This is a genomic window from Rhizobacter sp. P5_C2, from assembly GCF_054049715.1.
Genome location: NZ_JBFULV010000001.1, coordinates 81,484 through 99,960, shown reverse-complemented (window position 1 = coordinate 99,960; position 18,477 = coordinate 81,484). Strand labels below are relative to the sequence as shown.

Sequence of the window (18,477 nt, the reverse complement as noted above, 5' to 3'; positions counted from 1 at the left end):
TGCTTGGCTCGCGCACTCAGGAGTTCGTCGGCGATTGCCGTAGGACGCTTCATCACTTATCATTCCGAGAAATCGGAAGGATTTTTGCCATGGAAAGCCAGTTCATTCCTGCGTCAGAAGCCGCGTTCATCGCGAGGCTGTCAGATCGCCAGATGAACAGAGTTATAGACGAGCACCTAATGCCGGCCGTACTGTTCGAGCAGCTCGGTAGTAGCAGAAGGTTCACAAGGCTGTGTGCGGCCTTCGCAAAGTTCTACTTCGATGACGAGAACTGGCTCGTTGCTGGCGCTCGTCGCAAGGTGCTCGAGGAGCTTACCGAACGTGTCGTGCAGCTGCAGCGCAGCAACGAGGTACTCTCACTGGTGACGCTTCCAGACAAGTTCAGCTGGAAGGTCGTCAACTATGCCGTGGAGGTCGATGTGGCGCCCTACGTTGCCGAGGTATCAGCTCGGGCGAAGGATGTCTCCCAAGCTGACGCGCTGGTGGTGACCAGTCCAGACGTGATGGGCGGCGCTGCGGTATTTGCCGGGACGCGCGTGCCGATCGACACCGTGCTGGGATCGGTTGCCGCGGGAGTCGATGCCCAGCGCCTGAAGGCGTCGTACCCCTTCCTGACCGAGGCGCACCTCCAAGCTGCCCGTGTCTACGAAGAAGTGCACCCGCGTCGCGGCCGTCCACGGAGGCTGGCGGAAATCAATTCGCCGGAGACTCGCCGTGTCACCAAGGTGGTGAGGCGAGCTGCTGAATGACGTTCCGGTTGCTGATAGACGAGTGCCTCAGCCCGGAACTTGTTGACCTTGCCGTCAAGGCCGGGCACGTCGAGTCGACGTGCGTCCGCAATCGCGGCCTGGCCGGCGCAAAGGACTGGGAGCTCATCGAATTTGTCGTCGCGAATGACTACACGCTGGTGACTCACAACTCGGTTGACTTCCGCGGCAACGGACCCGGCCAACTGGGCGGCGAGCATGCGAAGCAGCCTATTCACAGCGGCCTCATCTGCCTGAATTCGGTCCATGTCATGCACCTGGATCGTCAGCGTGACCTCTTCGGCGCAGTACTGCAGGAGCTGGCTGGCATACCGGACCTGGTGAATCAGGCGCTAGAAGTGTCGGAGCTTGCAGATGGTTCAATGGAGCTGGAAATCTATGACATCCCGGCAACCTGAGGACAGCGATGACGCCCGGCTGGCGGACGAACTTGGGGACATCCTCAAAGTTCCACATCACGCCGACAGGCCCAACGAGAAAACGGTCGCAGCGATGCTCGAAGCACGCGAGATCGCGGAGGCGCACCGGGCTCGTTTCAGCTCTGCCGAAGAATTCTTCAGCGAACTCGAAATTGGCGGGCGCGACTGAGCCAGACAGGGCGGTTCTGCACGGCGCCGCCGGCTGAGGTCAAGTGCCCTCCAAAGGACTGCCGTTCGGCGAGTTTGGAAGGGCAGCGCCGCCCCGGAAGGGGTCCGACCTGGAGTGGGAGTTCGCTGGCAACAGCGATAGAGAAACTCGCATGCGACGACCACCTCTGCGTGGTCGTCGTCTCCTTCGAGTGATCGGGCGATCTCGCCGGTCGTCGCTCTACAGTAAAATCCGTCTCCGGGGGGAAGAGCGTCCCCCCGCCACCAAAATAGGTATGTAAAACGCCCACGCCATGTGGGCGTTTTGCATTGGGCGCAAGCTATGTGCATTGCGCCCAAGCTTCCGATGAAGCTGTGTGCCGACAGGATCCCTCGTGCCGATCAAGACCCTCCATTGCGCTGCCAGCGGCTTCGAATCCGCGTGTGAAGTCAGCCTGCTGCCGGCTGGCCATCGCTCGCGGCGCCTGCACGGCCACAGCTTCCTCGCGACGCTGCGCGCCGAGCTGCCGCCCGGCTGGGCCGCGTTCGAAGGCGGCGAGGTCGAACGCCTGCGCGCGGACCTCGAATCGCGCACCGCCCAGCTCGACTACCGCCTGCTCAACGACATCGTCGCGCAGCCGACCGACGAGAACCTCGCGCGCTGGATCCGCTCGCAGCTCGATGCCCCCGGCATCACGCAGCTCGGCATCCAGAGCACCGCGCACGGCGGTGTCGACCTCGATGCCGCCGGCCAGGCGCACGTGTGGCGCCGCTACCTCTTCCAGGCCGCCCACCAGCTGCCGAACGTGCCGCTCGGCCACAAATGCGGGCGCATGCACGGCCACGGTTTCGAGGTCATCGTGCATGCCAACCAGGACCTCGGCGCGCGCGACCTCAGCATCGACTACGACCACCTCGACGACTGCTGGGCGCCGCTGCACCATGAGCTGAACTACGGCTGCCTGAACGACCTGCCGGGCCTGCAGAACCCGACCAGCGAGCTGATGTCGAGTTGGATCTGGGAGCGCCTGAAGCCCACGCTGCCCGAGCTCTCGTGGATCACCGTCTACGAGACCGCGTCGTGCGGCGCCAACTTCGACGGCCGCCACCACCGCATCTGGAAAGAGTTCACGCTCGACAGCGCGCTGCAGCTCAAGCACGCACCCGACGGCAGCCCGCTGCGCCGCATCCACGGCCACACCTACACGCTGCGGCTGCACCTCGCCGCGCCGCTCGACACGCTGATGGGCTGGACGGTCGATTTCGGCGATGTGAAGACGCTCTTCGAACCGATCTTCAAGGCGCTGGATCACCGGCCGCTGCACGAGATCGATGGCCTCGCCGACTGCGACACCGCCACACTCGCCGCGTGGATCCTGAAGCAAGCCCGCGCCGTGCTGCCGATGGTCGATCGCGTCGACCTTTACGAAACGCGCGGCTGCGGCGCCATCGTGATCGCCGACCAGGCCGAGGCGCAAGCCGGCCTCGCGATCCCGATCTGAAGTTGCCTACGCAAGAACGAACGGAAGGACGCGGCATGACCTACGCGGTCAAGGAAATCTTCTACACGCTGCAAGGCGAGGGCGCACAGGCCGGCCGCCCCGCGGTGTTCTGCCGCTTCGCCGGCTGCAACCTGTGGTCCGGCCGCGAGCAGGACCGCGCGAGCGCCGTCTGCCAGTTCTGCGACACCGACTTCGTCGGCACCAATGGCGTCGGCGGCGGCAAGTTCGACACCGCGCTCGCGCTGGCGCAGACGGTCGCGTCGCACTGGCCGGTGCCGCATTCGGGCCGGCCGTTCGTCGTCTGCACCGGCGGCGAGCCGCTGCTGCAGCTCGATGACGCGCTGGTCGATGCCTTCCATGCGCAGGGCTTCGAGATCGCGGTCGAGACCAATGGCACGCAGCCGGCGCCGAAGGGCCTCGACTGGATCTGCGTCAGCCCGAAGGCCGACGCTGAGCTGGTGCTGACGCACGGCCACGAGCTGAAGCTCGTTTTCCCACAGGCGAAGGCGATGCCCGAGCGCTTCACGTCGCTCCAGTTCGAGCACTTCTTCCTGCAGCCGATGGACGGCCTCGAGCGCAAGCGCAACACCGAGCAGGCGGTGGCCTACTGCCTGGCGCATCCGCTGTGGCACCTGAGCGTGCAGACGCACAAGTACATCGGCATCGCCTGACGCGACGTGATGCGATGAGCCCGCACCACGCCGTGTTCGCCACCGCCATCGGTCCGTGCGCGATCGCGTGGGGCGAGCAGGGCATCGTCGGCGCGTGGCTGCCCGATGCCGACAAGGCGGCCTTGCGCCGGCGCATCCAGCGGCGCCTGGCCGCATCGATCGAAGACACGGCGCCCGCGGTGATCCAGGCCGTCATCGAGCGCCTGCAGGCCTTGATGGAAGGCGAGCGTGTCGACCTGTCCGGCTCGCCGCTCGACATGACCGGGCAACCCGATTTCCACCGCCGCGCGTACGCCATCGCGCTGGCGATCCCGCCGGGCCAGACCCGCAGCTACGGCGAGATCGCGCAGCAACTCGGCGAGCCCGGCAGTGCCCGCGCGGTCGGCCAGGCGATGGGCAGCAACCCGTTCCCGCCGATCGTGCCGTGCCACCGGGTGCTGGCAGCGGGTGGGCGCTCGGGCGGTTTCTCGTCGCCGGGCGGCCTCGACATGAAGCGGCGCTTGCTCGGCATCGAGCGCGCGCGCATCGGCCGCGAGCCGGGGCTGTTCGACGATCTGTAGCGCACGTTGCCGCCGCGAAGGCTGGCATCATCGGCGCGATGTCCGATGAGTATCAAATCCACGTCCCGCCGAGCTTCTACGCGCTGTACACCGACGCACGCCAGCGCCTGACGGTGCCGCTGGCCGAGTTGCGCGAGCGATCCGAACTGTGCGAAGACTTGGCGCAGCACCTGAGCGAGCGCGCGAGTGCGCAGCATTTCGGCACCGGTGCCTCTCACGCGTCGGTGCTCGGCGATTGCCTGCGTGGCCTTCAGGCCGGTCCGGTGGTCACCCCTGACGAAGCGGTGTGGGTCGTGCACCGCCTGGCGGAGTTGCTGGGCTGGCCGTTCCTCGAACCCGAGGGCCCGGCGAACGGCGACTGAGCCGAATTTCGCGCGGGTCTCTTGTGTGAGGAACCCCGCGCGACATATCGCTCCGACTATTCCGCCTGGCCGCCGACAGCGGCGCTGTTGGCCACCACGGTCGCCGCTGCGGGCGTCACCTTCGGCGCCTCCAGCAACGCGACCGTCGGGCTCTTCAGCGTCTTCGCGAAGCCCACCACCGTCTGGGTCGGCTGGTACGGCAACGGCTGCCACGGGTTCGCGCCGTGGCTCATCAGGAAGCTCACCATCTGCGCCTGCGCGTGCTCGTCGTTCATGAACGTCGGCACGACGACGCGGGCCAGCGGGATCCACGGCAGCTGCTGCCCCTGCGTCGACGGCACCTTGTCGACCAGCTTCGGCTCGCGCTTGAACCACCATTCGAGCGCCGCATAGTCGGCGGTGCGCAGGGCCTCTTCGAAGCCGGCGGGCGTCTTGCCCTGGTACGGACCGAGACCTGCCTTCGCGGTGTGACCGGCGGCTTCCAGCTTGGCCGCGAGCGGCGTCTGCAACGCGCTCGGGTGCAGCGCGCTCAGCGGGCTGAAGGCCAGCTGGCCGACCGCCAGGCCGCCCTGGTCGACCCACTGCGCGATCACGTCGTCGAGGCCGGCGGCGCGCGCGCTCGGCGAGCTCAGCAGCCGCACCACGTCATGGTTGACCGCCCGCGAATCGACCTCGGCCAGGAAGCGCAGCGAACGCAGCGCCTGCGGCGAGGCCTTCGAGAAATCGACCGGGTTCGGCGAACGGGCCAGCGCGACCATCGGCGGCTGGTAGCAGGTCTCGGGCTGGGCACCCTTGTCGAGCAGCTCCGGCAGCACCGGCCAGAACTGCGGATCGCGCGCAGCGATCGTCAGCGTGCATTCCTGGAAGCCGCTGGCACGGATGTCGGCCACCTTCAGGCTGCCCGGCTGGAACGGCAGGCAGCGTGCGGTCAGCGCGCGCTGGGCCGAGTTCAGTGATGCGCAGGATTGCGGGTCGCCCTCGGTCAGCTTGGCGTGGAAGTGCTTGATGATCTCCCAGGTCGGGCTGGTATCCGTCGCGATGCCGGTGGCGCTCATGATCGCGCTGGCCGTGGTGGTGCAGCCGCTGGTCAACAGCAGGCCCGAGATCGCGGCGCTGAGCAGCGCCAGCCGTGGCAAGAAGTTCATGAGGTGGCGCTCCCAACGCACAGCCGCCCGGCTCGTGGCCGGAATGCTCTTCTCAGCGCAAAAAACAAGCCATCGCCGAATCACGCTTCCAGGCTGGTGCGCAACCGGATCGCGAACTGGTGCATGGCTGCACGAAGCGAGAATCGGCGCGGGTTGCGGGCGATGTTGGGAAGCACTCGCCCACCGAGCGCCAGTGAAACGGATGCTGACGCACCTGACACAAATGGGAAGCCCGCGCCTGCGCAGGGGTCAAGCCGGGCAAAAAACGGCAGCGCTGGCGACAGGCGGTAACGCCGCGTGTGCTGGTGTTCGACCCGCGGCGAATGTCACACGCCGAGCCAGCGCGTCAGCGCGGCGCTGTCGGCGGCGAGGGTTGCCGATGCCGCGCAGCACACGATCCGCCCCTTCTCCAGCACCACCGCCTGGTCGGTGTGCTCCAGCACGCGCCGCACGTTGCGGTCGACGATCAGCGTGCTGATGCCGCCCGCGCGGATCTGCGCGATCACGCGCCAGATCTCGGCGACCACCAGCGGGGCCAGGCCTTCGGTCGCTTCGTCCAGGATCAGCAGCCGCGGGCTCGTCATCAGCGCGCGGCCGATCGCCAGCATCTGCTGCTCGCCGCCGGACAGTTGCTGGCCGCCGTGGGCCAGCCGATCGCCGAGGCGTGGAAACGTTTCCAGTACGCGCTCCAGCGGCCACGGCCGCTGCCCGTCGGCCGAGGCACGCGCAGCCATCACCAGGTTCTCTCGCACCGACAGGTTCGGGAAGATGCCGCGGCCTTCGGGTACGTAGCCGACCCCGAGCCGCGCGATGCGCTCGGGTGGCCAGCCGGTCACGTCGCGGCCCTGCCAGCGCACGCGGCCGGCGGTCGGGCGCAGGTAGCCCATCAGCGTGCGGATCAGCGTCGTCTTGCCCATGCCGTTGCGCCCGAGCAGGCCGAGTGCGCTGCCAGCCGGCAGCGCGAACGACACGCCGTGCAGCACGCGGCTGTCGCCGTAGCCGGCGTGCAGCGCATCGATCTCGACCAGCGGCGCGGTCATGCGTGGGCCTCGCCGAGGTAGGCCAGTACCACCTGCGGGTGCTCGCGAATGCGCCGCGGCACGTCGCTCGCGATGACCGCGCCGTTGACCATCACCGTGATGCGGTCGGCGATGCGGAACACCGCGTCCATGTCGTGCTCGACCAGCAGGATCGCGTGGCCGGCCTTCAGCGACTGCAGCAGCGCGAGCATGCGCTCGGTCTCTTCGGCGCCCATGCCGGCCAGCGGCTCGTCGAGCAGCAGCACGCGCGGCTTCGTCGCGAGGCACATCGCGATCTCCAGCTGGCGCTTCTGGCCGTGGCTCAGCGTGCCGGCGATGCGGTCGGCGCTGTCGGCGAGCCCGGCCGCCTGCAACGCCTGGGTCGCCACCTCGCGGCTGCCGGCGCAGCGCTGCGCCGATTGCCACACCTGCCACGGCCGCTGCAGCGCGGCCTGCGCGCTGAGCCGGCAGTTCTCCAGCACGCTGAAGCTGTCGAAGATGGTGGTGCGCTGGTAGCTGCGGCCGATGCCGGCGCGCGCGCGGCGCGGCTGCGACCAGCCGGTGATGTCGTCATCGCCAAAGCGGATCCGGCCCGACGTGACCGGCAGCTCGCCCGACAGCAGGTTGACCAGCGTCGACTTGCCGGCGCCATTGGTGCCGATCACCGCATGCACCTCGCCGAGCCGCAGGTCGAGCGAGACCGCGTCGACGGCTGCCAGGCCGCCGAAGTGACGCGACAGCGCGGTGGCCTGGATCACGACGCTCATGCCGACCCCCTGCGCCACCGCAGGCCGACGATCCCGCGCGGCAGCAGCGCGACGAACGCGATGATCGTCAGCCCGAGCGTCATCTGCCAGTGCGCCGCCAGCGGGCCGACCAGCCCTTCGCTCGCGAACAGCTCCTTCAGCAGCGTGAACGCCACCGCGCCGACGATGGCGCCGCGCAGCGGGCCGAGGCCGCCGAGGATGATCATCAGCAGCACCGCGCCCGATTCGTGCCACGACAGCAGCTCCGGGTTCACGACGCCGTCCTGGATCGCGAGCAGAGCGCCGGCCAGCCCGGCCAGCGCCCCGGCGATCACGAAGGCGGCCAGCTTGTAGCCGTAGGTGCGGAAGCCGACTGCGCGCATGCGCGCCTCGTTGACGCGGATGCCCTGCAGCGCATGGCCGAAGCGCGAGCGCAGCAGCAGCGCGAGCAGGCCCCAGGTGAACGCGAGCGAGGCCAGCACCAGGCCGTAGACCTGGCGCTTGTTCTCCAGGTCGAGCAGGGTCGTGTCGCCGAGCCGCAGCACCGGGCGCACGTACAGGTAGATGCCGTCGCTGCCGCCGCCCAGCTTGGTGTCGTGGAACACGAAGTAGGCCATCTGCGCGAACGCCAGCGTGACCATGATGAAGTAGACGCCTCGGGTGCGCAGGCTCAACGCGCCGACGAACAGCGCATAGGCCGCCGCGCCGGCCATCGCCGCGGGCAGCAGCCACCACAGCGATGCGCCTTCGCCCTGCGGCGATGCGAGCACCGTCACGTAGGCGCCGATGCCGAGGAAGGCCGCGTGCCCGAGGCTCACCAGCCCGGTCGTGCCGACCAACAGCTGCAGGCTCAGTGCGAAGATCGCCGAGATCAGGATCTTCACCGTCAGGTCCATCAGATACGGCGACAGCACCGTCGGCAGCAGCGCCAGCGCGAGCAGCACCGCCGGCGGCAACCAGCGCGACCAGCTCATCTGCATCAATGCCCCCGCCGCATCAGGCCTTCCGGCCGCCACACCAGCACGATCGCCATCAGCAGGTAGATGCCGATGCCGCTCAGCTCGGAGAAGAACACCTTGCCGAAGGTGTCGACGAAGCCGACCAGCAGCGACGCGACCAGCGCGCCGGTGATCGAGCCGATGCCGCCGATCACGACGATCACGAAGCTGACGATCAGCACGCTGCCGCCCATGCCCGGGTACACCGACGACATCGGCGCGGCGATCATGCCGGCCAGTGCCGCCAGCGCGACGCCGGCCGCGAACACGCCGCGGTACAGCAGCCGGATGTCGATGCCGAGCCCGCGCACCATGTCGCGGTTGCTGGCACCGGCGCGCACCATCATGCCCAGCCGCGTGCGGTTGACCACCAGGTACAGCAGCGCCGCGATCGCGAGGCAGGCGGCCGACGCGAACAGCCGGTACACCGGGTACGACATCAGCTCGCCGAGCGCGATGCTGCCCGCGAGCCACGCCGGCGGCTGCACGCCGTGCACGTCGTTGCCGAGCAGCAGGCTGCGCGACTCCTCGAACACCAGGATCAGCGCATAGGTCATCAGCACCTGCTGCAGGTGTTCACGCTGGTACAGGAAGCTGAAGAACAGCCACTCCAGCACGAAGCCGAACACCGCGGCCAGCAGCGTGCCGACCAGCAGCATCAGCACGAACTGGTCGACGAAGTACGGCGCCAGCGCGAACGCGAGGTAGGCGCCGATCATGTAGAAGCTGCCGTGCGCCAGGTTGATCACGCCCATGATCCCGAAGATCAGCGTCAGCCCGCTGGCCACCAGGAACAGCAGCAGGCCGTACTGGACGGCGTTCAGGCACTGGACGAGGAAGGTGGCGAAATCCACCTCAGAGCTTGCAGCCGCGGGCCGGGTCGGCGAGGGCCTTCACCGCGATCGACTTGAACTCGTTGTTCGGGCCCTTCGCCTCGCGCAGGTACATGTCCTGCACCGGGTTGCCGGCCGCCGACAGCGTGAACTTGCCGCGCGGGCTGTCGACCGTCGTCTTGTGCATCGCGGTCGTCAGCGCCTCGCGCTTCGTGAGGTCGCCCTTCACCGCGTTCAGGCCGGCCGCGAGGATCTGCGCGGCGTCGTAGCCCTGCACCGCGTAGACGTCGGCGTTTGCCTTGTACGCGAGCGCGAAGCTCTTGCGGAACGCGTTGTTGCGCGGCGTGTCGAGGTTGTCGGCATAGTGCAGCGTGGTCTGCAGGCCCTGCGCGGCGGCACCCTGCGCCTCGAGCGTGCCGTCGGTCAGGAAGCCCGAGCCGTACAGCGGGATCGTCTTGTTCAGGCCTGCGGCCGCGTAGTCCTTGACGAACTTCACCGCGCCGCCGCCGGCGAAGAACGCGAACACCGCATCGGGCTTCTGCGCCGCGATCTCGGTCAGCAGCGCCTGGAACTCGACGTTCGGGAACGGCAGGTTCAGGTCCTTGACGACCTTGCCGCCGCCCTTCTCGAAGGCCTCGGTGAAGCCCTTCACCGTCTCGCTGCCGGCCGCATAGTTCCAGGTGATCGTCATCGCGCGCTTGTGGCCTTTCTGCGCCACCACGACACCGGTGGAATAGCCCGGCTGCCAGTTCGAGAACGAGCTGCGCACGATGTTCGGCGAGCACAGCGGGCCGGTGATCGCGTCGGCGCCGGCGTTCGGGATGATCAGCAGCGTGTTGCTCTCCTTCGCCGCCTTGGCCATGCCGAGCGCGACGCCCGAGTGCACGGTGCCGACCAGCACGTCGACCTGGTCGCGCTTGATCAGCTTGTTGACGTTGTCGGTGGCCTTGGCTGGCTCGGATTCGTCGTCGACCTTGAAGTACTGGATCTCGCGGCCGCCGAGCTTGCCGCCCTGTTCCTGCACATAGAGCTTGAAGCCGGCCTCGATCATGTTGCCCAGGCTCGCGTAGGTGCCGGTATAGGGCAGCATGAAACCCACCTTGACCGGCCCGGTGGCGGCCTGCGCACGGGCCTCGCCTGTCATCGCCAACGCTATCGTCATCGACACGGCCAGGGCGGCCGTGGCCGACAGTTTGATCAGGTGCATGCCAATCTCCGTTGAGGTTCAGGACTCGGGGGTTTCAGGACTTCCGGTGATGAAGCGGCCGACCTCGCGGATCACGACGTCGGCCTGGTCGCGGTGCGGCGAATGGCCGCATTCCACCAGCTCCAGCAACCGCGTCTGCGGCACGCGCCGCGCGATGCCGCGGATCTGCTCCAGCGTACCGTACTCGTCGTCGACGCCTTGCACCGCCAGCACCGGGCAGGTGATCGCGGGCAGTTCGTCCTCGATGGTCCAACCGCGGAACTCGGGCGCCAGCCAGATGTCGTTCCAGCCGCGGAAGGCCGATTCCGCGTCCGCATGGTAGCGCCCGAGGCGCTGCGGAAGGTCGGTGGTTTCATAGGTGTCGCGGGCCCGTTCGATGCTCGCGATGCTGAGGTCCTCGACGCGGATGTGCGGCGCCATCGCGATCACGCCGGCGGTGGCGTGCGACGCGGCATGCAGCAGCGCGATGCTGCCGCCGTCGCTGTGGCCGAACAGCCAGGGCCGCGTGACGCCGAGCTGTTGCAGCAGCGCCGGCAGCACCTCGCGCGCCTGGGTGTGCATGAAGTCGACCGGCCAGCGCTCGTCGCGCGGCTTCGGTGTCGACTGGCCGTAGCCGTAGCGCGAATACACCAGGCCGCGCAGGCCGTGCGCCTCGCACAGGTGGCGCGGGAAGTTCTTCCACATCGCGAGCGAGCCCAGCCCTTCGTGCAGGAACACGACGACCGGCCGGGTCGAGGCGGCATCGCCGACCCATTGGTATTCGAGTCGCAGCGGCCGGTCGCGCCCGGCGAGTTCGGCGAACTGGATCGGTTCGGCGTAACGGCGTCCGACCATGCGTCAGGCGGTGGTGTCGGTCGCTGCGCCCAGCGCGCGCAGCTTGAAGCGCTGGATCTTGCCGGTCGCGGTCTTCGGCAGCTCGGTCGTGAAGACGATCTCGCGCGGCGTCTTGTGCGGGGCGAGCCGCGTCTTCAGGAAGGCCTTCAACGCGGCCTCGAGTTCGGCGCCCACCGCATGGCCCTGGTTCGGCACGACATAGGCGCGCGTCTTCGTCAGCCCCTGCGCATCGGCCAGGCCGATCACCGCGCACTCCATCACCGCCGCGTGGCCCATCAGCGCCGACTCGACCTCGATCGGCGACACGTACTGGCCGCTGACCTTCAGCATGTCGTCGCTGCGGCCGGCGTAGGTGTACCAACCGTCGGCATCGACCACGTACTTGTCGCCGCTGCGCACCCAGTCGCCCTGGAAGGTCGAGCGCGTCTTGTCGCGGCTGTTCCAGTAGAGCAGCGCGGCGCTCGGGCCGCGGATGAACAAGTCGCCGATCTCGCCGGGCGCGGCTGGCCGGCCGTCGTCGGCGCGCAGTTCGAGTTCGTAGCCCGGCACCGGCTTGCCGGTGCTGCCGTAGCGCAGCGCACCGGTGCGGTTCGACAGGAAGATGTGCAGCATCTCGGTCGAGCCGATGCCGTCGAGCACGTCGCAGCCGAAATGCTTGCTGAAGCGCTCGCCGACCTCGCGCGGCAGCGCCTCGCCGGCCGAGGCGCAGACGCGCAGCGCGACCGCACTGCGCGGCGGCAGCGCCTCGTTCGCGAGCAGCGCGACGTACAGCGTCGGCACGCCGCAGAACACGGTCGGGCGGTGCTGCGTCAGGCGCTTGAAGACTGCGGCCGGCGTCGGCCGCTCGGCCATCAGCACGACGGTCGCGCCGACGCTCAGCGGAAAGGTCAGCGCGTTGCCGAGCCCGTACGCGAAGAACAGYTTGGCGGCCGAGAACACGGTGTCGTCCTCGCGCACGCCGAGCACCGGCTGGCCGTACAGCGCGGCCGTCCAGTACAGGTTGGCATGGCTGTGCACCGTGCCCTTGGGCTTGCCGGTGGAGCCGGACGAATAGAGCCAGAACGCGATCTCGTCAGCGTGCGTGTCGGCGGGCGCGGCGAGCGGCGGGGTGTCGAGCAGCGCGCTGAAGGCGATACCGCCCTCGGCGGGCGCGGCACCGGATATCACGATGGCCGGTTTGTCGTCGAGGTCCGCCAGCGCCTGCTGCGCCACCGGCCACAGCGCGCTCGACACCATGAGCGCGCGGGCCCGGCTGTGCGCGAGCAGGTAGGTGTAGTCGCCGGCCGGCAGCAGCGTGTTGACCGGCACCGGCACGATGCCGGCATACAGCGCGCCGAGGAACGCGACCGGCAGGTCCACCGTGTCCAGCATCAGCAGCAGCACGCGGTCCTCGCGGCGCAGGCCCAGGCGCAGCAGCCCGGCGGCGCAGCGCCTCACGCGGTCGGCCAGCTCGCCGTAGCTGAGGCGGGTGTCGTCGTCGATGTAGGCGGTCTTCGCGGCGCGGCCCGCATTGCGCTGCAGCAGGTGGGCTGCGATGTTGAATCGTTCGGGCGGCGCATCCACGGCGAGGTTCGGGGCCATGCTGTTCTCCTGACGGTCAATCGGCCCGGATGCCGGGGCGGACCTGCAAGGCCACCCGCGTCGCGACAGCTGGGGCCGCCGGGACGGCCGGCCGCGTTTGTACCTCAAGCGAGCCGGGGCCGAACCGTCCGCGCCGCAACTTCGTCTGAATGGACCCTGGGGTGGGTTCGCACTGGCGTCCCACGGCGATCTCCGCATAATGCATTCACGGACAGTGCGATGAGCCATTGATGCAATATGTTGCACTGAAACCAGTATAGCCAGCAGTCCCGATCGACCTCGTTACGGACATACCCTTGGACCGATTCCCGAACTCGCCGCCCGCGCCGGAAGGCGATTCCGACCCGACCGCCAACAAGGACCCGTTCCTCGCCTCGCTGGGCGAGCGAACGCGTGCGCTGCGATCGCGGCGCGGCCTGACACGCAAGAGCCTGGCCAAGGTGGCCGACGTGTCGGAGCGGCACCTGGCCAATGTCGAGATGGGGGTCGGCAATGCGTCGATCCAGTTCCTGCGGCAGCTGGCGCAGGCGCTCAACTGCACGCTGGCCGAGCTGGTCGGCGACGAGACCGCCAGCTCGCCGGAGTGGCTGATGATTCGCGAGATCCTGCGCGGGCGCAGCGAATCGGAGCTGGCGCAGGCGCGCTCCGCGCTGGCGTCGGTGTTCGGCGCGCCGGCCAGCCAGGCGGCGCGGCGCCAGCGGGTCGCGCTGATCGGCCTGCGCGGGGCCGGCAAGAGCACGCTCGGCAAGATGCTGGCCGACAGCTGGGCCGTGCCCTTCGTCGAGCTGAACCGCCACATCGAGACGGTGGCCGGCTGCAGCGTCTCCGAGATCCATTCTCTGTACGGGCCGGCGGCCTACCGGCGCTACGAGCGGCGTGCGCTGGAAGAGTGCATCCAGCGCTTCCCGCGCGCGGTGATCGCGACGCCCGGTGGGGTCGTCTCCGACCCGGCCACCTTCAACATGCTGCTGGCGCATTGCTACACCGTGTGGGTGCGCGCCTCGCCCGAGGAGCACATGAACCGCGTGCTGGCGCAGGGCGACACCCGCCCGATGTCGGGCAATGCCGAGGCGATGAACGACCTGCGGCGCATCCTCGAGAGCCGCGCGGCCTTTTACTCGAAAGCCGACGAGGTGTTCGACACCAGCGACAAGACCATGGAGACCGCGTTCGTGGCCCTGCAGGACCAATTGCGAGGCACGATCCGGCTGGCGGGTTGACGCTCGGCGTGACATGCACTAAATTGCATCTTTATTGCCGAGCGTGCAGCATACTGCCGTTCGCTGGAGATGCCCATGAGTGCTGTCGCTGAGCCTGTCGTTGCCCCTGTCGCCCCCGTTGACTACGAAACCCATCCGGACCGCTACCGCCACTGGCGCCTGAGCGTCGAGGGCGAGGTCGCCACGCTCGTGCTGGCCGTCAGCGAAGACGGCGGGTTGCGCGCGGGCTACAAGCTGAAGCTCAACAGCTACGACCTTGGCGTCGACATCGAGCTGCACGACGCGGTGCAGCGCATCCGCTTCGAGCACCCGGCGGTGCGCACGGTGATCCTCACCAGCGGCCGCGAGCGCGTGTTCTGCTCGGGCGCCAACATCTTCATGCTCGGCCTGTCCAGCCACGGCTGGAAGGTCAACTTCTGCAAGTTCACGAACGAGACGCGCAACGGGCTCGAAGACAGCAGCCGGCACGGCGGCCTGAAGTTCCTGGCCGCCGTCAACGGCGCTTGCGCCGGCGGTGGCTACGAGCTGGCGGCGGCCTGCGACGAGATCATCCTGGTCGACGACCGCTCGTCGGCCGTCAGCCTGCCCGAGGTGCCGCTGCTCGGCGTGCTGCCGGGCACCGGCGGGCTGACGCGCCTGACCGACAAGCGCCGCGTGCGCCACGACCATGCCGACATCTTCTGCACCACCAGCGAAGGCGTGCGCGGCAAGAAGGCGGTCGACTGGCGCCTGGTCGACGAAGCGGTCAAGACGCAGGCCTTCGCGCAGCGCGTGCAGGAGCGAGCGCGCGAGCTGGCCGCGTTGAGCGACCGGCCGGCCGACGGCCGCGGCGTGCCGTTGCCGCGGCTCGTGAAGCAGGTGTCGGCGGACGGCATCGCCTACGGCCACGTCGACCTGCAGATCGACCGCGCCGCGCGCCACGCGACGCTGACCGTGCGTGCCCCCGCTGGTGCGCAGCCGGCCGACCTCGCCGGCATCGAAGCCGCCGGCGCCGCCTGGTACCCGCTGCAGATGGCGCGCGAACTCGACGACGCGATCCTGCACCTGCGCACCAACGAACCCGAGATCGGCACCTGGCTGCTGAAGACGCAGGGCAGCGTCGACGCGGTGCTCGCGATGGACGCGGCGCTGCACACGCACCAGGCGCACTGGCTGGTGCGCGAGACCATCGGCCTGCTGCGCCGCACGCTGGCGCGGCTCGACGTGTCGTCGCGCTCGCTGTTCGCGCTGGTCGACCGCGGCTCGTGCTTTGCCGGCTCGCTGCTCGAGATCGCGCTCGCGGCCGACCGCATCTACATGCTGGCCCTGCCCGACGAGCCCGCCGCGGCGCCGAAGATCGCGCTGTCGCCGTTCAACTTCGACGCGCTGCCGATGGTCAGCCGCGAGACGCGCCTGCAGCGCCGCTTCCACCGCGATGCCGGCGAGATCGCCGCGGTGCAGGCCACGCAGGGCCGCGCGCTCGATGCCGACGAGGCGCTCGCGCTCGGCCTCGTCACCGCGGCGCCCGACGACATCGACTGGGCCGACGAGATCCGCATCGCCGTCGAGGAGCGCGCGAGCCTGTCGCCCGACGCGCTGACCGGCCTGGAAGCCAACCTGCGCTTCGCCGGCACCGAGAGCATGGAGACCCGCATCTTCGGCCGCCTGACCGCGTGGCAGAACTGGATCTTCAACCGCCCGAATGCCGTCGGCGAGGCCGGCGCGCTCAAGGTCTACGGCACCGGGCACAAGGCCCAGTTCGACTGGAAACGCATCTAGAGCCTTCGATGAGCAGCATCAACTACACCGACAAGATCCCGAACAACGTCCACCTGTCGGAGGACCGCACACTGCAGCGCGCGCTCGAGCACTGGCAGCCCAACTACCTGAACTGGTGGCAGGACATGGGCCCCGACGGCTCGCACGGCTTCGACGTCTACCTGCGCACCGCCACCAGCACCACGCCCGACGGCTGGGCGCAGTTCGGTCACGTGAAGATGCCCGACTACCGCTGGGGCATCTTCCTCGCGCAGCCCGAGGCCGACCGCCGCATCGGCTTCGGCGACCACCGGGGCGAAGCCGCCTGGCAGGACGTGCCCGGCGAGCACCGCGCCAACCTGCGCCGCATCATCGTCACGCAGGGCGACACCGAGCCGGCCTCGGTCGAGCAGCAGCGCCACCTCGGCAAGACGGCGCCCAGCCAGTACGACCTGCGCAACCTGTTCCAGGTGAACGTCGAAGAGGGCCGCCACCTGTGGGCGATGGTCTACCTGCTGCACAAGCACTTCGGCCGCGACGGCCGCGAGGAGGCCGAGGCGCTGCTCGAACGCCGCTCCGGCGACCAGGACAACCCGCGCATCCTCGGGGCCTTCAATGAAGAGACGCCCGACTGGCTGGCGTTCTACATGTTCACCTACTTCACCGACCGCGACGGCAAGTTCCAGCTGTGCGCGCTGGCCGAGAGCGCGTTCGATCCACTGTCGCGCACCACGCGCTTCATGCTGACGGAAGAGGCGCACCACATGTTCGTCGGCGAATCCGGCGTGTCGCGCGTGATCCAGCGCACCTGCGAGGTGATGAAGCAGACCGGCCTCGAGGACCCGGCCGAGCTGCGCCGCCACGGCGTGATCGACCTGCCGACGATCCAGCGTTACCTGAACTTCCACTACAGCGTGACCATCGACCTGTTCGGTGCCGACCAGTCGAGCAACGCGGCGATCTTCTACAGCTCGGGCCTGAAGGGCCGCTACGAAGAAGGCAAGCGCGCCGACGACCATGTGCTGAAGGGCGCCCACTACAAGATCCTCGACGTGCGCGACGGCCTGCTGGTCGACAAGGAGGTGCCGATGCTGAACGCGCTGAACGAGGTGCTGCGCGACGACTACATCCGCGATTCGTCGGCCGGCGTGAACCGCTGGAACAAGGTGATCGAGAAGGCCGGGCTCGCGTTCCGGCTCGGCGTGCCGCACAAGGCCTTCAACCGCCACATCGGCAGCTTCGCCGGGTTGCGCGTCAGCCCCGATGGCCGCGTGATCGGCGAGATCGAATGGCAGGCGCATGTGCGCGACTGGCTCGCGAGCGAGGAAGACCGTGCCTACGTCGCGTCGCTGATGGGCCGCGTGGTCGAGCCCGGCAAGTTCGCGAACTGGATCGCGCCGCCGCCGATCGGCATCAACAAGCAGCCGGCCGATTTCGAGTACGTGCGCTTCAACTGAGGATGTGATGGACCCCGTCGTCTTCATCCAGCAGCACCTGATCGACCCCGAGGTCTGCATCCGCTGCAACACCTGCGAGGAGACCTGTCCGGTCGATGCGATCACGCACGACGAGCGCAACTACGTCGTCGACCCTGCGATCTGCAACGGCTGCCAGGCCTGCGTGTCGCCGTGCCCGACCGGCAGCATCGACCACTGGCACCCGGTGCCGAAGGCGGCGGCGTATTCGATCGACGCGCAGTTCGGCTGGGACGAACTGCCGCCGAAGCAGGAGCTGCCGGCACTCGCGCAGGACCCGGCGGAGGTCGGTGCGCCGCCCTCGGTCGACGTGCCGCCGCAGGCGAATGCCGCGGTGTCGCCGAGTTCGCCGAGGCCGCCGTGGTCGGCCGCGCACCCGTACCTGAACCTGCACACGCTGAAGAAGCCGGTGCAGGCGACGGTGGCCGGCAATTTCCGGCTGACCGCGGCCGACGCCGAAGGCGACATCCACCACCTGGTGCTCGATTTCGGCACGCAGTTCTTCCCGCTGCTCGAAGGCCAGGCCATCGGCATCGCGCCGCCCGGCGCCGATGCCGCCGGCAGGCCGCACTACCTGCGCATGTACTCGGTCGCCAGCCCGCGCAGCGGCGAGCGCGAGGGCTACAACAACGTCTCGCTGACGGTGAAGCGCGTGACCAGCGACCACGACGGGCAGCCGGTGCGCGGCGTTGCCTCGAACTACCTGTGCGACCTGCGCAAGGGCGACACGGTGCAGGTCTGCGGCCCGTTCGGCGACCGCTTCCTGATGCCCAACCATGCGGGTTCGAACCTGCTGATGGTGTGCACCGGCACCGGCGCGGCGCCGATGCGGGCGATGACCGAGCACCGGCGCCGGCTGATGGCAGTGGGCAAGCCGGTCTACGCCAGGCTGATGCTGTTCTTCGGCGCGCGCCGGCCGGAGGAGCTGCCGTACTTCGGGCCGCTGACCAAGCTGCCGGCCTCGTTCATCGACACCTCGCTCGCGTTCTCGCGCGTGCCGGGGCAGCCGCGGCGCTACGTGCAAGATGTGCTGCGCGAGCGCGCGGCCGACGTCGTCGAGCTGCTGCGCGGCGACACCTGCATCTACCTGTGCGGGCTGAAGGGCATGGAGACCGGCGTGCTGGAGGCGCTTTCCGACATCTGTGCGGCGGCGGGGCTGGACTGGCCGCCGCTGCACCAGCGCCTGGTCGAGGAGGGACGCTTCCACGTCGAGACGTATTGAGGGGTAATCCCTGCTGTGCCTCGGCGTCGTTT

At 68.7% G+C, this 18,477-nt stretch carries 19 protein-coding genes; 11 read left to right on the top strand and 8 right to left on the bottom strand.

Features of this window, described 5'->3' with window-relative positions; translation table 11 throughout:
- The first annotated feature begins 89 nt into the window (after nt 1–89).
- The 7 genes from ACXJLU_RS00480 to ACXJLU_RS00450 all read left to right on the top strand — a co-directional run bounded on the left by ACXJLU_RS00480 (nt 90) and on the right by ACXJLU_RS00450 (nt 4,428).
- A complete protein-coding gene (locus tag ACXJLU_RS00480; protein WP_457328581.1) occupies nt 90–749 on the top strand; it encodes a DUF433 domain-containing protein in 660 nt (219 codons plus the stop codon).
- On the top strand, nt 746–1,165 hold the full coding sequence (locus ACXJLU_RS00475; RefSeq protein ID WP_457328580.1) for a DUF5615 family PIN-like protein: 420 nt from the start codon (nt 746–748) through the stop codon (nt 1,163–1,165). The genes ACXJLU_RS00480 and ACXJLU_RS00475 overlap by 4 nt, the downstream gene beginning before the upstream one ends.
- The gene (locus tag ACXJLU_RS00470) at nt 1,146–1,355 is read left to right on the top strand and encodes a hypothetical protein (RefSeq protein WP_457328579.1); all 210 of its coding nucleotides are present in this window, start codon (nt 1,146–1,148) and stop codon (nt 1,353–1,355) included. The genes ACXJLU_RS00475 and ACXJLU_RS00470 overlap by 20 nt, the downstream gene beginning before the upstream one ends.
- Before the next feature lie 373 nt (nt 1,356–1,728).
- Nucleotides 1,729–2,835: a 6-carboxytetrahydropterin synthase gene (locus ACXJLU_RS00465; RefSeq protein ID WP_457328578.1), complete on the top strand. Its 1,107-nt coding sequence runs from the start codon at nt 1,729–1,731 to the stop codon at nt 2,833–2,835.
- 35 nt (nt 2,836–2,870) lie between these two features.
- Nucleotides 2,871–3,506: a 7-carboxy-7-deazaguanine synthase gene (gene queE, locus ACXJLU_RS00460; protein ID WP_457328577.1), complete on the top strand. Its 636-nt coding sequence runs from the start codon at nt 2,871–2,873 to the stop codon at nt 3,504–3,506.
- A 14-nt stretch (nt 3,507–3,520) separates the two neighbouring features.
- Complete coding sequence (locus ACXJLU_RS00455; protein WP_457328576.1) at nt 3,521–4,066, top strand: methylated-DNA--[protein]-cysteine S-methyltransferase; 546 nt, start codon at nt 3,521–3,523, stop codon at nt 4,064–4,066.
- 38 nt (nt 4,067–4,104) lie between these two features.
- Nucleotides 4,105–4,428, top strand: a complete 324-nt coding sequence (locus ACXJLU_RS00450) for a hypothetical protein (RefSeq protein WP_457328575.1) — start codon at nt 4,105–4,107, stop codon at nt 4,426–4,428.
- 56 nt (nt 4,429–4,484) lie between these two features.
- On the opposite strand, the gene ACXJLU_RS00445 is transcribed toward ACXJLU_RS00450, so the two are convergent.
- The 8 genes from ACXJLU_RS00445 to ACXJLU_RS00410 form a co-directional block, all read right to left on the bottom strand.
- A complete protein-coding gene (locus ACXJLU_RS00445) occupies nt 4,485–5,573 on the bottom strand; it encodes a hypothetical protein (RefSeq protein ID WP_457328574.1) in 1,089 nt (362 codons plus the stop codon).
- Nucleotides 5,574–5,899: 326 nt separating this feature from the next.
- Nucleotides 5,900–6,613 (bottom strand): ABC transporter ATP-binding protein, encoded by a 714-nt coding sequence (locus ACXJLU_RS00440; protein ID WP_457328573.1) that lies wholly within the window; start codon nt 6,611–6,613, stop codon nt 5,900–5,902.
- Complete coding sequence (locus ACXJLU_RS00435; protein ID WP_457328572.1) at nt 6,610–7,359, bottom strand: ABC transporter ATP-binding protein; 750 nt, start codon at nt 7,357–7,359, stop codon at nt 6,610–6,612. Before ACXJLU_RS00435 ends, ACXJLU_RS00440 begins: the two co-directional genes overlap by 4 nt.
- A complete protein-coding gene (locus ACXJLU_RS00430; protein WP_457328571.1) occupies nt 7,356–8,312 on the bottom strand; it encodes a branched-chain amino acid ABC transporter permease in 957 nt (318 codons plus the stop codon). Before ACXJLU_RS00430 ends, ACXJLU_RS00435 begins: the two co-directional genes overlap by 4 nt.
- Before the next feature lie 5 nt (nt 8,313–8,317).
- Nucleotides 8,318–9,190, bottom strand: a complete 873-nt coding sequence (locus ACXJLU_RS00425) for a branched-chain amino acid ABC transporter permease (RefSeq protein WP_457328570.1) — start codon at nt 9,188–9,190, stop codon at nt 8,318–8,320.
- A 1-nt stretch (nt 9,191) separates the two neighbouring features.
- Nucleotides 9,192–10,376: an ABC transporter substrate-binding protein gene (locus tag ACXJLU_RS00420; protein ID WP_457328569.1), complete on the bottom strand. Its 1,185-nt coding sequence runs from the start codon at nt 10,374–10,376 to the stop codon at nt 9,192–9,194.
- A gap of 18 nt (nt 10,377–10,394) precedes the next feature.
- Nucleotides 10,395–11,210 (bottom strand): alpha/beta fold hydrolase, encoded by an 816-nt coding sequence (locus ACXJLU_RS00415; RefSeq protein WP_457328568.1) that lies wholly within the window; start codon nt 11,208–11,210, stop codon nt 10,395–10,397.
- Between the two features lie 3 nt (nt 11,211–11,213).
- Nucleotides 11,214–12,791: a benzoate-CoA ligase family protein gene (locus ACXJLU_RS00410; protein WP_457328567.1), complete on the bottom strand. Its 1,578-nt coding sequence runs from the start codon at nt 12,789–12,791 to the stop codon at nt 11,214–11,216.
- A 296-nt stretch (nt 12,792–13,087) separates the two neighbouring features.
- Here ACXJLU_RS00410 and ACXJLU_RS00405 point away from each other — a divergent pair, with 296 nt between their 5' ends.
- The 4 genes from ACXJLU_RS00405 (at nt 13,088) to boxA (ending at nt 18,445) form a co-directional block, all read left to right on the top strand.
- Nucleotides 13,088–14,011, top strand: coding sequence for a helix-turn-helix transcriptional regulator (locus ACXJLU_RS00405; protein ID WP_073466025.1), 924 nt, complete (start codon nt 13,088–13,090; stop codon nt 14,009–14,011).
- Nucleotides 14,012–14,086: 75 nt separating this feature from the next.
- A complete protein-coding gene (boxC, locus tag ACXJLU_RS00400) occupies nt 14,087–15,769 on the top strand; it encodes a 2,3-epoxybenzoyl-CoA dihydrolase (protein ID WP_457328566.1) in 1,683 nt (560 codons plus the stop codon).
- A gap of 8 nt (nt 15,770–15,777) precedes the next feature.
- The gene (boxB, locus tag ACXJLU_RS00395) at nt 15,778–17,205 is read left to right on the top strand and encodes a benzoyl-CoA 2,3-epoxidase subunit BoxB (protein WP_457328565.1); all 1,428 of its coding nucleotides are present in this window, start codon (nt 15,778–15,780) and stop codon (nt 17,203–17,205) included.
- A gap of 7 nt (nt 17,206–17,212) precedes the next feature.
- Nucleotides 17,213–18,445: a benzoyl-CoA 2,3-epoxidase subunit BoxA gene (gene boxA / locus ACXJLU_RS00390; protein WP_457328564.1), complete on the top strand. Its 1,233-nt coding sequence runs from the start codon at nt 17,213–17,215 to the stop codon at nt 18,443–18,445.
- The last annotated feature ends 32 nt before the right edge of the window (nt 18,446–18,477 follow it).

What these genes read in the sequence shown, in the direction of transcription:
- ACXJLU_RS00480 (WP_457328581.1), top strand. Translation starts at nt 90, where the DNA reads ATGGAAAGCCAGTTCATTCCTGCGTCAGAAGCCGCGTTCATCGCGAGG.
- ACXJLU_RS00475 (WP_457328580.1), top strand. Translation starts at nt 746, where the DNA reads ATGACGTTCCGGTTGCTGATAGACGAGTGCCTCAGCCCGGAACTTGTT.
- ACXJLU_RS00470 (WP_457328579.1), top strand. Translation starts at nt 1,146, where the DNA reads ATGACATCCCGGCAACCTGAGGACAGCGATGACGCCCGGCTGGCGGAC.
- queE (WP_457328577.1), top strand. Translation starts at nt 2,871, where the DNA reads ATGACCTACGCGGTCAAGGAAATCTTCTACACGCTGCAAGGCGAGGGC.
- ACXJLU_RS00455 (WP_457328576.1), top strand. Translation starts at nt 3,521, where the DNA reads ATGAGCCCGCACCACGCCGTGTTCGCCACCGCCATCGGTCCGTGCGCG.
- ACXJLU_RS00450 (WP_457328575.1), top strand. Translation starts at nt 4,105, where the DNA reads ATGTCCGATGAGTATCAAATCCACGTCCCGCCGAGCTTCTACGCGCTG.
- ACXJLU_RS00445 (WP_457328574.1), bottom strand. Translation starts at nt 5,573, where the DNA reads ATGAACTTCTTGCCACGGCTGGCGCTGCTCAGCGCCGCGATCTCGGGC.
- ACXJLU_RS00440 (WP_457328573.1), bottom strand. Translation starts at nt 6,613, where the DNA reads ATGACCGCGCCGCTGGTCGAGATCGATGCGCTGCACGCCGGCTACGGC.
- ACXJLU_RS00435 (WP_457328572.1), bottom strand. Translation starts at nt 7,359, where the DNA reads ATGAGCGTCGTGATCCAGGCCACCGCGCTGTCGCGTCACTTCGGCGGC.
- ACXJLU_RS00430 (WP_457328571.1), bottom strand. Translation starts at nt 8,312, where the DNA reads ATGAGCTGGTCGCGCTGGTTGCCGCCGGCGGTGCTGCTCGCGCTGGCG.
- ACXJLU_RS00420 (WP_457328569.1), bottom strand. Translation starts at nt 10,376, where the DNA reads ATGCACCTGATCAAACTGTCGGCCACGGCCGCCCTGGCCGTGTCGATG.
- ACXJLU_RS00415 (WP_457328568.1), bottom strand. Translation starts at nt 11,210, where the DNA reads ATGGTCGGACGCCGTTACGCCGAACCGATCCAGTTCGCCGAACTCGCC.
- boxC (WP_457328566.1), top strand. Translation starts at nt 14,087, where the DNA reads ATGAGTGCTGTCGCTGAGCCTGTCGTTGCCCCTGTCGCCCCCGTTGAC.
- boxB (WP_457328565.1), top strand. Translation starts at nt 15,778, where the DNA reads ATGAGCAGCATCAACTACACCGACAAGATCCCGAACAACGTCCACCTG.
- boxA (WP_457328564.1), top strand. Translation starts at nt 17,213, where the DNA reads ATGGACCCCGTCGTCTTCATCCAGCAGCACCTGATCGACCCCGAGGTC.